The organism is Streptomyces sp. NRRL WC-3549, from assembly GCF_000721935.1.
Classification (GTDB): domain Bacteria; phylum Actinomycetota; class Actinomycetes; order Streptomycetales; family Streptomycetaceae; genus Streptomyces.
This window is the reverse complement of sequence record NZ_KL585413.1, coordinates 32042-43735: the sequence shown is the minus strand read 5'-3', so window position 1 is coordinate 43735 and position 11694 is coordinate 32042. Positions and strand designations below refer to the sequence as shown.

At 74.5% G+C, this 11694-nt stretch carries 9 protein-coding genes and 2 pseudogenes; 6 read left to right on the top strand and 5 right to left on the bottom strand.

Annotated features, from left to right (window positions below; translation table 11 throughout):
* Positions 1-612: 612 nt before the first annotated feature.
* On the bottom strand, positions 613-1380 hold the full coding sequence (locus IH13_RS0121005; RefSeq protein ID WP_031086697.1) for a GntR family transcriptional regulator: 768 nt from the start codon (positions 1378-1380) through the stop codon (positions 613-615).
* A 144-nt stretch (positions 1381-1524) separates the two neighbouring features.
* Between IH13_RS0121005 and IH13_RS38010 the strand changes: the two are divergent.
* Positions 1525-2354, top strand: a pseudogene (locus IH13_RS38010) ((2Fe-2S)-binding protein).
* Positions 2355-2569: 215 nt separating this feature from the next.
* Positions 2570-3655 (top strand): DUF2637 domain-containing protein, encoded by a 1086-nt coding sequence (locus tag IH13_RS0120995; RefSeq protein ID WP_031086696.1) that lies wholly within the window; start codon positions 2570-2572, stop codon positions 3653-3655.
* A 15-nt stretch (positions 3656-3670) separates the two neighbouring features.
* Here IH13_RS0120995 and IH13_RS0120990 read toward each other — a convergent pair whose 3' ends face one another.
* The gene (locus IH13_RS0120990; protein WP_082317658.1) at positions 3671-4081 is read right to left on the bottom strand and encodes an ATP-binding protein; all 411 of its coding nucleotides are present in this window, start codon (positions 4079-4081) and stop codon (positions 3671-3673) included.
* Between the two features lie 250 nt (positions 4082-4331).
* Between IH13_RS0120990 and IH13_RS0120985 the strand changes: the two genes are divergently transcribed.
* A complete protein-coding gene (locus IH13_RS0120985; protein ID WP_031086692.1) occupies positions 4332-4760 on the top strand; it encodes a ribonuclease in 429 nt (142 codons plus the stop codon).
* An 83-nt stretch (positions 4761-4843) separates the two neighbouring features.
* Positions 4844-5233: a barstar family protein gene (locus IH13_RS0120980; protein WP_031086690.1), complete on the top strand. Its 390-nt coding sequence runs from the start codon at positions 4844-4846 to the stop codon at positions 5231-5233.
* Between the two features lie 7 nt (positions 5234-5240).
* On the opposite strand, the gene IH13_RS0120975 is transcribed toward IH13_RS0120980, so the two are convergent.
* Together IH13_RS0120975 and IH13_RS42540 are read right to left on the bottom strand one after the other, a co-directional pair.
* Positions 5241-6983 (bottom strand): pyruvate dehydrogenase, encoded by a 1743-nt coding sequence (locus IH13_RS0120975; RefSeq protein ID WP_031086687.1) that lies wholly within the window; start codon positions 6981-6983, stop codon positions 5241-5243.
* A gap of 124 nt (positions 6984-7107) precedes the next feature.
* Positions 7108-8429 (bottom strand): annotated as a pseudogene (locus IH13_RS42540) (hypothetical protein).
* 997 nt (positions 8430-9426) lie between these two features.
* Here IH13_RS42540 and IH13_RS0120960 point away from each other — a divergent pair.
* Entirely contained in the window at positions 9427-10413 is a 987-nt protein-coding gene (locus IH13_RS0120960) for a helix-turn-helix transcriptional regulator (protein WP_031086685.1), read from the top strand.
* 74 nt (positions 10414-10487) lie between these two features.
* Positions 10488-10970, top strand: coding sequence for a DUF456 domain-containing protein (locus IH13_RS0120955; RefSeq protein ID WP_031086683.1), 483 nt, complete (start codon positions 10488-10490; stop codon positions 10968-10970).
* Between the two features lie 88 nt (positions 10971-11058).
* Here the strand turns inward: IH13_RS0120955 and IH13_RS0120950 are convergent.
* Positions 11059-11694, bottom strand: a 636-nt coding sequence (locus IH13_RS0120950; protein ID WP_031086681.1) for a DNA-3-methyladenine glycosylase family protein, incomplete at its 5' end; no start/stop codon positions are given.

Here is an 11694-nt window from a genome sequence, read left to right as displayed (position 1 = left end):
CCCGCACACGGCAGCCGCCCCGACGCCCCGTCAGGTGCGGTCGTCCACCGGATCGCCCGGCTTCCACCCGGCGTCGGTCCACTCCGGCACCGGCGACGGCCGGGGCGGGGCGGGCGGCGGGTTCGGGCCCCGGTTCGGGTTCTGCGGCACGCCCACGGCCGGGGCACCGGCCCCGCCGTCGTCCCGCCTCGGCGGGACGACGGGCGACTTGGGCGGAGCGGGCGGCTTCGCAGGGGCGAGGGAGAACCGGGGCGACGCGTCGGGGGCGCCCGCCGTCCTCCCGGGCGACGGTGTGGAGGCCGCCGGAGAGACCGGCGCGGCGGACGCCTCCGGGGACCCCGGTACCGCCGACGGCGTGGGCGGTACCGGGACCGACGCGCCGCCCTCCCCCGGCGGGGAGGAGCTGACGCCGCTCGTCGGAGCCTGGCCCGGGGCTTCGGCGGAACATCCCGCCAGCCCCAGAGCGAGTGCGGCCACCGCCGCACCGCGCATACGCCGATACCGGTCACGCCTGGTCACGCACGCCCCCTGGACCTTCACGCCGGCTTCCCGGCCGGGCCGCCGGAGGCACACCCTGTCCAGCGCGGGACGGGGCGGCGACGCCGGTACCGATCAGCCCTCGGCGCCCGCGACATGCCCCCGCACCAGGGACTGGACGGCGGTCAGGTCCTGGGCGACGAGCGCGTCCAGGAGGGCGGTGTGCTCGGACGCGTCCGCCGTCAGGTCCGCCCGGCGGGCGACGGGCCCGCCGGGCGTGGGCCACTGGGAGCGGCGGTGCAGGTCGTCGGCGACCGCGACCAGCTGCGCGTTGCCGGAGAGGGAGAGGACGGCCCGGTGGAAGGCCCGGTCGCACTCGGCGTAGCCCGCCGGGTCGCCGGTCGCCGCCGCCGCGACGGTGGCCTGGGCCAGCGGGCGGAGCAGAGCCCAGCGGGCGGCCGGGACGGTACGGGCGAGCCGCAGCCACACGGGGACCTCGACGAGCGCGCGGACCTCGGCCAGCTCGGCGCGTTCGCGGGGGCCGCGTTCACTGACCCTGAAGCCCCGGTTCGGCACGACCTCGACCGCACCCTCCTGGGCCAGCTGCTGCATCGCCTCACGCACCGGTGTGGCGGAGACACCGAACCGGGCGCCGAGCGCGGGGGCGGAGTAGACCTGACCGGGGACCAGTTCGCCGCCCATCAGGGCGGACCGCAGGGCGTCCAGGATCTGACCGCGCACCGAGTGCCGCTGGACCGCTCGGGGCGCGGACGGCTCTCCGTGGGTGTGTTCGCCGCGCGCCTGTTCGGGGACCCGGGCCGTCGCCAGGGCCTGCGGCGGCGCCCCCACGGACGCGCACGGCGCCGACGGCCGTACGTCCTCGCGCCTGCTGCCCTGCTCCACCGGTACCTCCTCGTGCTGGCGGGCCCGGCTCGCGTGGGCCCTACCCCTTGTGCACGATAGGTGGAGCAGGCCGCAGTTCAAATACCGATCATTTCGGGTAAGGTAAGGCTTACCTGTAAACGATCCTGATTCGGTGGTCCTTGCATGGCCGTCTCCGCACTCCTCGTCGCCTCCACCCCGTCCCCCGTGGCGCCGGCGTACGCGCGCCTGACCGAGGTCTTCGCCGGACTGCGCGCCGAGGTACTGGCCGACGACGCGGCGGCCCCGACCGGCGAGGGCTGGGTCGGCGCGGCCGAGCTCGCGGAGGGCGGCGCGGCCCTGGACGCCTTCCTGGCCTTCGACGACGCCCAGGTGCTCCGGGACTACGGCGTGCGGGCCCGCCCGGACGTGGTCGCCAGCTTCGGGCTGCACCGCTACGCCTGGCCGGCCTGCCTGCTGGTGACGCTTCCGTGGTTCCTGGACCGCCGGGTGCCGCGGATTCCGGCGGAGGGCGTCTCGTTCCACCGGGCGATGGGCCACATGACGGTGCGGGTGCCGGAGTTCTCCTGCCTGCCGGACGACCCGGCCGCGGAGCTGCCCGGCGCGCGGGTCGTCGCCGACGAGGCGGCGCTGCGCGCGGAGGTCCTGGCCGCGGTCGCCGAGCACGTCGAGCCGGTGCTCGACGGCGCGGCAAGCGGGCGCTGTGGGGCATGGCGACGGACGAGGTCGTCGAGAGCCTCTGGTACATCGCCCATCTGCTGGGCGAGGAGAGCCGCGCGATGTCGGAGCTGGAGCTGCTGCTGCCCGGCACCACCAAGCCGTACGTGGGCACCGCGGGCTTCCGCACGCTCACCGGCCCGAACGGCGAGTCACTCCCCACCCGGGACCGGGCGAGCTGCTGCCTCTTCTACACGCTGCGGCCCGAGGACACCTGTGTGACCTGCCCGCGCACCTGCGACGCCGACCGCGTCCGGAAGCTGACGCCCGCCCCCTGAGCGGCACTTCGCCACCCTCCCGGAATCATGCCGCCCGTCCGGGCGACCCCCTTTCGAACGCAACCCTTCTGACCGCGCGGGCGTTCGAGGAGATTCCGCCCATCGGTGACACCCATCTCCCCGATGGCGTTCACTTGTCCCGAAAACCTCTGAACGAGGTGGTCCTTCCGTCACGATGGCGCCCGAAACGCCCTACGTGACGCAAGGGACCGCGCATGAGACTGACCGACATATCGCTTGACTGGCTGCTTCCGGGCGCCGTACTGCTCGTGGGGGTCATGGCGGCGGTGACGGTGGTCGCGCGCGGCAGGCGCGCCGCTGAGAAGGCCGCGGCCGACGACAGCTGGGAACGCAGCGAGGAGCGCCGCAGGCGCAAGGAGGCGCTCTACGCCACCGCCTCCTACGTCCTGCTGTTCTGCTGCGCCGCGGTCGCCGCCGCCCTCTCCTTCCACGGGCTCGTCGGCTTCGGACGGCAGAACCTCAACCTCTCCGGGGGATGGGAGTACCTCGTACCGTTCGGGCTGGACGGTGCCGCCATGTTCTGTTCGGTGCTCGCGGTACGCGAGGCCAGCCACGGTGACGCGGCGCTGGGATCCCGGCTGCTGGTGTGGACGTTCGCCGGTGCCGCCGCCTGGTTCAACTGGGTGCACGCGCCCCGCGGGATGGACCACGCGGGCGCCCCGCACTTCTTCGCGGGGATGTCACTCTCGGCGGCGGTGCTCTTCGACCGCGCGCTGAAGCAGACCCGCCGGGCAGCCCTGCGCGAGCAGGGCCTGGTGCCCCGGCCGCTGCCCCAGATCCGGATCGTACGGTGGCTGCGGGCACCCCGGGAGACCTTCGGCGCCTGGTCGCTGATGCTCCTGGAGGGTGTACGCACCCTGGACGAGGCGGTCGACGAGGTACGCGAGGACCGCCGGACGAGGGAACAGGACCGGCACCGCCGGAAGGACCAGGCCAAGCTGGACCGGGCCCGGATCAAGGCCCTCAACCGGCAGAACCGGGCCTGGGGGCGCGGCGGGCGAGGCGGCCACCAGGTGGACGTCCAGGCCATCGGGCCCGCGGGCGGCGGTGGCGCACCGGCCGTCTCGGAGCCTGCCATATCAGAGCCGGGACAGCTGCCTCTGCGCCCCCGGCCATCCCTCCAAGCCGTGAACGGCTCGAACTCCAGGAGTACTTCGGCGCCCCACCCGACCGGTGACCCCGTGACCGTCGACCTCACCGCCGAGGACGACACCCAGACGCTGCCCCGGCTCGACTCGCTGGAGCAGAAACTCAAGGACCTGGAGCAGCAGTTCGGCTGAGGTCCCCGTGCACCGTCAGGGCGTCCCAGCCGTCAGCTCGAACCAGACCACCTTGCCCAGGGCCTGCATCGTGACTCCCCAGGAGTCCGCCAGGCTCTGCACGAGGAGCAGTCCCCGTCCGTGCGTACCGTCGTCGGCGTTCGGTACGTACGGTGCGGGCTCCCGCCCCGTCACGAAGTCGCGCACCTCCACGCGCAGCCGCCCAGGTGACGACGTCACCGTGATCGTGGCGCCGTTGCGGGTGTGGATCAGTGCGTTCGTCACCAGCTCGCTCAGCAGCAGTTCGGCGGTGTCGGTCTCGTCGGGCCCCGAGCGGTGACGCAGGAATTCCCGCAGCGCGCCACGCGCCTCCCCCACGGCCGGCAGGTCCGCGTGCCCCAGTCTTCGGTGCAGTTGCACCGAGGGGCCCTCCTGTCGCCTCGTCATGTCCCCCGTACGCACGTCGGTGCACCCTCCTCGTTCCGTCAGCGGCCCCGTCAGTTCTCGAACACCTTCACGGGATGCATGCCCCACTCGCGGGCGGTCACGCTTCCCACGCCGCCAACAGGTGAACGCACTCCGGCGCAACGCCCGGCGCTCGAACGGGAGATGACGCATCCGTCCACGGATGACTCCCAGAAAATTCACACGAGGCGCCGTTGACGGAGGGGTGTCTACGCGCGTCATCATGGTGGGTATGCGCATCCCCCCACGGATCACCACGCTCGGCGGCGCAGCCGCCCTCCTGTCCGTCCTCTTCGTCCAGGGCCCCGTCACCGCCGCGGCGTCCACCGCCCCCGCGGTCACCGCGGCGGCCGTCACCGCTCCCTCCGCGGCCGCGGTCGGCAGCGTCTGCTACTCCGCCCTTCCGTCCCAGGCGCACGACACGCTCGACCTCATCGAGGCGGGCGGTCCGTTCCCGTACGACCAGGACGGCACCGTCTTCCAGAACCGGGAAGGCATCCTGCCGAGCCGCTCGTCGGGCTATTACCACGAGTACACCGTCGTCACCCCGGGCTCCGACACCCGTGGGGCCCGCCGGATCGTGACCGGCGAGGAGGTCCAGGAGGACTACTACACCGCCGACCACTACGAGTCCTTCGACCTGGTCGACCACGGCTGCTGAGCGGCCCGCGTGCCCGGCCCGCGTCGCAGTCCCCCACCTGCGACGCGGGCCGCCGCCCGCCCGCCCTCTTGTACGCTCGGCGCATGACCGTGACCTATGTGATCGAGGGTGGCGAGGTCACCGGCCTGGAGCGCTTCTGGGACCTGGTCGGCGAGGCGGTGAACGGCCCGGGCGGCTATTTCGGCAGGAACCTCGACGCCTTCTCCGACTGCCTGGGCGGCGGCTTCGGAACCCCGGCCGACGGCTCCTTCGTCATCGAGTGGCGCGACCACGCCGCATCGGCCCGCGCGCTGGGCCACGAGGAGACCGCCCGCCGGCTGGAGGCCCTGCTCGGCCGGGCGCATCCCACCAGCCGGCCGCGGATCCAGCGTGAACTGGCCGAGGCCCGGGCCGGCCGCGGCCCGACGCTCTTCGACCAGTTGGTCGAGATCATCGAGGTCCGGACCGGGCCCGGGACGCTCCGCCTGTGCTGACCGGCCCTCAGGGGCGGGGGATGTTCCGCAGGTTGGACCGCGCCATCTGCAGCATCCGCCCCACTCCCCCGTCCAGCACCATCTTGCTGGCGGAGAGCGCGAATCCGGTGACCATGTCGGCGCTGATCTTCGGCGGGATGGAGAGGGCGTTCGGGTCGGTGACGACGTCCACCAGCGCGGGCCCCTTGTGCTTGAAGGCGTCCCTGAGGGCGTCCTCCAGCTGCTTCGGCTTCTCGACCCGCACCCCGTAGGCTCCGGCCGCCCTGGCGACCGCCGCGAAGTCGGGGTTCTTGTTGGTCGTGCCGGACGACGGGAGGCCGGCGACCAGCATCTCCAGTTCGACCATGCCGAGCGAGGAGTTGTTGAACAGGACGACCTTCACGGGCAGGTCGTACTGGACCAGGGTCAGGAAGTCGCCCATCAGCATGCTGAAGCCGCCGTCACCGGACATCGACACCACCTGCCGGCCCGGGTCGGTGAACTGCGCCCCGATGGCCTGCGGAAGCGCGTTGGCCATCGAGCCGTGGCTGAACGAACCGATCACGCGCCGCTTGCCGTTCGGGGTGAGGTAGCGGGCCGCCCACACGTTGCACATACCGGTGTCCACCGTGAACACGGCGTCCTCGTCGGCGAGTTCGTCGAGCACCGACGCCACGTACTCCGGGTGGATCGGGATGTGCTTGTCGACCTTGCGGGTGTAGGCCTTGACCACGCCCTCCAGCGCGTCGGCGTGCTTCTTCAGCATCCGGTCGAGGAACGTGCGGTTCTTCTTGGCCTTCACCCGGGGCGTCAGGCACCGCAGCGTCTCCCGCACGTCCCCCCAGACGGCCAGATCGAGCTTGGACCTGCGGCCCAGGTGCTCGGGGCGCACGTCGACCTGCACGATCTTCACGTCGTCGGGGAGGAACGCGTTGTACGGGAAGTCGGTGCCCAGCAGGATGAGCAGGTCGCACTCGTGGGTCGCCTCGTAGGCGGCGCCGTAACCGAGCAGTCCGCTCATCCCGACGTCGTACGGGTTGTCGTACTGGATCCACTCCTTGCCGCGCAGCGCGTGCCCGACCGGCGCCTTCACCCGCTCGGCGAACTCCATCACCTCGGCGTGCGCGCCGGCGGTGCCGCTGCCGCAGAAGAGCGTCACCCGTTCGGCCTCGTCGACCATGCGGCAGAGCTTGTCGATCTCCTCGTCGCCGGGCCGCACGGAGGGCCGCGAGGTCACCAGGGCGTGCTCGATGGACTTCTCCGGGGCGGGCTGGGCCGCGATGTCGCCGGGCATGGCGACGACACTGACGCCGCCCTGGCCGATGGCGTGCTGGATGGCCGTCTGGAGCAGCCGCGGCATCTGCTGCGGGTTGGAGATCATCTCGTTGTAGTGGCTGCACTCCTGGAAGAGCAGTTCGGGGTGCGTCGCCTGGAAGTAGCCGAGCCCGATCTCGCTCGAAGGGATGTGCGAGGCGAGGGCGAGGACCGGAGCCATCGAACGGTGGGCGTCGTAGAGCCCGTTGATCAGGTGCAGGTTGCCCGGACCGCAGGAGCCGGCGCAGACCGCCAGGTTTCCGGTGATCTGGGCCTCGGCGCCGGCGGCGAAGGCGGCGGTCTCCTCGTGCCGGACCTGGATCCAGTCGATCGCGGCGTTACGCCGAATGGCGTCGACCACCGGGTTGAGACTGTCGCCGACGACGCCGTACATCCGCTTGACGCCTGCCCGCACGAGAATGTCGACGAACTGTTCCGACACGTTCTGCTTGGCCATGGGTGCGCACCCTCTCTGCCTGTGCTCCGTGCACATGCGGCTGTCCCGGCTCCGGAGCCCGAAACGTCGGCCCGGGGGGCCGTCGGGGCGGACTCCGGTGTCCATCAACCCATGGCGTGCGCGGTTACGCCTCCCAGACGGCGGCGGCCGTACGGTCGTCGGCGTAGCCCTTGACGCGCAGTTGGACGTCGGCGAGATAGGCGGGCAGCCCAGGCGGGTCACCGGCCGCCCAGCGGTCGGCGAGTTCCCCGGCGAGTTCCGGGGCGCCGTGCATCGGTTCGGCCAGCCCGCTGCCGCAGAGCAGCAGGGTGTCACCCGGCCGGGCCACCGAGGCCCGGAACCGGAAGGGCTCGGCGGGCGGCGGAGGCGGGTCTTCCGCGTAGGGGGACGGGGGCGTGGTGATCCGCAGGTCCGTCGTCAGCCGGTCGCCGGCCGGGCCGTCTTCCTGCTCCGGGCTCCCCGCGCGGGCGGGCACGAGCGGTTCGAGATCCTGCCAGGAGCCGTCCCGCAGCCGGAAGAGACCGCCCTCGCCGACCCCGAAGAAGACCCGGGTGCGGCAGTCGGGGTCCGCCGGCAGCAGCAGGCAGCGGAGCCCGGCGGTGTACGCGGACGGCTCCAGGCCGAGCTCGGCGGCCCGGGCCCGCCCGGATGGGCCTGCCGGGCGGCCCTGGCCCCGCCGGCCACCGCGACCAGGACGAGCGCGCCGTCCCCTTCTCCGAAGCGCGCGGTGAGCAGGGCGTCCCGGCGCGGTTCGCCCCGGAAGCGCGCCGAGTCCCCGCGTACGGAGGCGGCCCGCAGCGTGTACGTGCCGTACCGGGCGCCGTCGAGCACGGTGTCCGGCACGAGTGCGCCGAGGTCGTCGACGCCGCAGGCGGGCAGGGCGGCGGGCTCGGCGTCGTAGGTCGGCGGCCGGTCCCCGAGGTACCCGACGACGGGTCGCGCCGCGCCCCGGGGGGCGTCCGCGGACCCCTCGGAGGACGGCTGTTCCCCCGGGGACGACGGCTCCGGCTCCAGGGGCGGCTCGGGCGCCAGCGGAACGGCGAAGGTACGGGGCACCGGAGGCGTCCCCGACACCCCGGGCGCCTCCCACGGGGGGCTCACGGCGATGACCTGCGGCCGTCGCACCCGGGCGGCCACCGGCTTCGCGCTCGCGGCCTCGGAACGCGGGCCGGGCGGGACCGGCGCGGTGGGCGGGACCGGCGCGGTGGACGGGACCGGCGCGGTGGGCGGCTCCGGCGCGTCCCTTAGCGGCTCCTCCGAGGCGGGGAGCCGCCCGGGCGCGAGCGGGGCCGGGGACACGGACGGCGGCGCGGGCGGGGGCTCCGGCACAGACGGTGTCGCAGCCACGGACGGCGGCTCGGGCACACGCCCTGCCCCGGTGACGGGCGGCGGCTCCGGCACGGGCGGGGTCCCCGGTCCGGTGGCCCGCGGAACGCGCCCCGGCACGGGCCACGCGGGCGTCGGCGGCGGACCGGACGGCGTCGGCCGAGGGTCCCAGGCGGCGCCCGCGGGCGGTGGGGCCGGGGTGGCGGACGGCGACGAACGGGCCCCCGTGCCCTCCTGCGCGGGCCCGTCCGACGTCTCACGCCGCGCCGGGCCGGGCGGCGGCACCGGCGCGGCGGACGCCGAGGGTGCGCCCCCGCTCCCCCGGGGCGGCTCCGGCGCCGACCGGGCCGGGCCGTCCTCGCGGTCCGCCGGCCCCGGGCCCTGTGCGTCAGGCACGGCCGCCGCGCGTCCCGCCGGCGACGGGACCTGGGGCCGCCCGGTCACCGGGAGGGGCTCCGGCACGGTCTCCGGGAGGGGCGGTTCCGCCGCGGGCGGCGTCGCGGACGTACGGGGGTCCGGGACCGGCGCCACCGTGCCCCGGTGGTCCAGCCGGTCCGCCGCCTTCCCCGTGTCCCGCTCCGGGCCGGGGCCCGCGGGCCCGCCCGCGGCACGGCCTGAGGCGCGGCCTGGTCCCGGGCCCCCGTCCGGTGCCCGGCTCACCGCGTCCGACACGGAGTCGAAACGGTCCGTCGAGACTGTCGGGCGCGCTGCCAGGACCCGTGTCCTGCACCGCCTCGTCGTACAGCCGGCGCCACCAGTCGTCCTCATGGGCGGCGGGCTTCTCACCCTGCTGGCTCATGCCCCCAGTCTCCACCGCAGGGGCCGTACGAAAGCGGGACATCCGGAAAACACGCCGGGAATTGACCCCTCGGCAGAGACCCGCCGGGCGTCCACACCCCCCACGGGAAGAACGCCCGGCGGGCCTTCGCAGCGCGACCACGGGCCCCCCGCGGACGGTTCCGGCCCGCAGTGCTGCGGTGGCGCCACATTGACAGAAGGGCAGGTGGTACGGGGCATGATGGCCCCGGCGGGTTTACGCCGTGGCCGGTTTCCGCCACGACGGCACGCCGGACGACGGGCGCAGCGATGTGCGATCACCACTGGGGAGGGCCGGAAGATGCTGGCAGCGATAGGTCTCGACGGGAGACAGGAAGCCGCCTACCGGGCGCTCGTCACCGCGGGCGCGGCGGAACTCTCCGATCTCGCGCGCCGGCTCGCCCTGCCCGAGGTGGACACGGAACGCGCCCTGCGCCGGCTGGAGCAGCACGGGCTCGCCGCCCAGTCCTCCGCCCGGGCGGAGCGGTGGGTGGCCGCGCCCCCCGGGGTCGCCCTGGGGGCCCTGCTGACCCAGCAGCGGCACGAACTGGAACAGGCCGAGCTGGCGTCCGTACTGCTGGCCGAGGAGTACCGGGCGCAGGCGGACGAGCCCGCCGTGCACGACCTGGTCGAGGTGGTGACCGGGGCCAGTGCGGTGGCGCACCGCTTCCACCAGTTGCAGCTGGGGGCCGCCTCGGAGGTGTGCGCGCTGGTCACGGGCAAGCCGGTCGCGGTCACCGGGACCGAGAACGAGTCGGAGGAGCGGGTCGCGTTGCGCGGGGTGTCCTACCGCGTCGTCGTGGAGCGTGACGTGCTGTCGCTGCCGTCCGGGATCGTCGAACTGACCGCCGCGCTGGGGCGGGACGAGCAGTGCCGGGTGGTCGACCGGGTGCCGACGAAGCTGGTGGTGGCCGACGCCTCGCTGGCGATGGTGCCGTTGACGGGGCCGGGGGTGGAGCCGGCGGCACTCGTGGTCCACGCCAGCGGGCTGCTGGAGTCTTTGACGGGGCTCTTCGAGGCGGTGTGGCGGGACGCGATGCCGTTGCGGCTGGGCGGGAGCGGCGTACGGGAGGAGAGCGGCCCGGGGCCGGACGCCATCGATCTGGAGGTCCTTTCCCTGCTGCTGGCGGGGCTGACGGACGCGAGTGTGGCGAAGCAGCTGGGGTTGGGGCTGCGGACGGTTCAGCGGCGGGTGAAGGGGCTCATGGAGCTGACCGGGGTCTCCACCCGGTTGCAGCTGGGCTGGCACGCGTACGAGCGGGGCTGGGTGGCGCGCGCGCCCCGCTGACCGGTCCGTGCGCGTGCTGCCCGGCGGGCCCGCGTCGGCGGGCACGACCGGGCGGCCTCCGGCACGCTGGTCGGATGAGTGTGTGGCAGCTCGTTGCCGTCGCCGCGGTGATGCTGCTCGGTCTGGTCGGGGTGCTGGTGCCGGGTGTGCCGGGGCAGGCGATCGTGTGGGCCGCCGTGCTGTGGTGGGCGCTGACGGACCCGGCACCGGTGGCCTGGGGCGTGCTGATCGGGACGACCTGCCTCCTCCTGCTGAACCAGGCGTTGAGGGCGCTGCTGCCGGCCCGCCGCCCCAAGGAGTCCGGGGCGCCGCGCGGCACGCTGATGCTCGCGGGGCTCGCCTCGGTCGCGGGCTTCTTCGTGGTGCCGGTGATCGGCGCCGTCCTGGGGTACGTCGGTACGGTCTACGGCGCCGAGCGGCTGCGCCTGGGCAGCCCTGGGGCGGGCCGGGCCTCCGTCCGCTCGGTGATGCGGACGGCGGGCTACTCGGTGCTCGTGGACCTCTTCTGCTGCCTGCTGCCGGTGGGTGCGTGGCTGGGCGCCCTGATCTGGGCGTGAACGGACCCGGTCCGAGCACCGGGCGGCGCTCGTCGTCGCCGGTCTCCCGCTGAGGCCCCGACGAGCCGCGGTCCCGAGGCCGCGCCGCTCAGCGCCGCAGGTGGCGGACGGCGTACGAGCGCCACGGCCGCAGGTGGTCCGTGCCGGGCGTCCCGTACGGGTCGACGTCCGGGTCTCCCAGGGCCCGCATCCTGATCAGTGCCGCGGTGGCCGGCGCTGTCCCCCGCAGTCGCAGCAGCGCCTCCTCCGCCTCGTCCCGGTCGGCCCCGGCGTCCAGCAGCACCGCACCGTCGGCCAGGGCCCCGGCCAGCTCCCGGAGCGCGGGGTCCCGGGACTCCTCCGCCAGGACGCCCGGTTCCGGGAAGAGACGGGTGAGCCCGCCGCACAGCCCGCCGCACGGCACGTCCAGGACCTCGCCGAACCGTTCCACCAGCGCCCCGGCCGCCGCCGTGCCCACCAGCGCCCGCACCGCGAACTCCTCCGGGTCGGCGGCCCCCGGCGAGCGCAGGCCGGGACGGGCGGCCACGAGCGGGGCCAGGCGCGGGTCGGCGCCCAGCGCCTCGTCGACGGCGTACGGGTCGGCGTCCAGGTCGAAGAGGCGACGCAACCGCTGGACCGCGGTCGTCAGGTCACGCAGGTCGGTGAGCTGGATCCGCGCCTCCAGCCACCGCCCGGCGGACGCCTCCTCGACGGCCGCGACGCCCGTCCCGTACGGCAGCCGCAG

Bases quoted from the DNA above. Each gene is read 5' to 3' on its own strand.
- IH13_RS0120985 (WP_031086692.1), top strand. From the start codon at position 4,332: ATGCGCATCCCCCCACGGATCACCACGCTCGGCGGCGCAGCCGCCCTC.
- IH13_RS0120980 (WP_031086690.1), top strand. From the start codon at position 4,844: ATGACCGTGACCTATGTGATCGAGGGTGGCGAGGTCACCGGCCTGGAG.
- IH13_RS0120995 (WP_031086696.1), top strand. From the start codon at position 2,570: ATGAGACTGACCGACATATCGCTTGACTGGCTGCTTCCGGGCGCCGTA.
- IH13_RS0120975 (WP_031086687.1), bottom strand. From the start codon at position 6,983: ATGGCCAAGCAGAACGTGTCGGAACAGTTCGTCGACATTCTCGTGCGG.
- IH13_RS0120960 (WP_031086685.1), top strand. From the start codon at position 9,427: ATGCTGGCAGCGATAGGTCTCGACGGGAGACAGGAAGCCGCCTACCGG.
- IH13_RS0120955 (WP_031086683.1), top strand. From the start codon at position 10,488: ATGAGTGTGTGGCAGCTCGTTGCCGTCGCCGCGGTGATGCTGCTCGGT.
- IH13_RS0120990 (WP_082317658.1), bottom strand. From the start codon at position 4,081: ATGACGAGGCGACAGGAGGGCCCCTCGGTGCAACTGCACCGAAGACTG.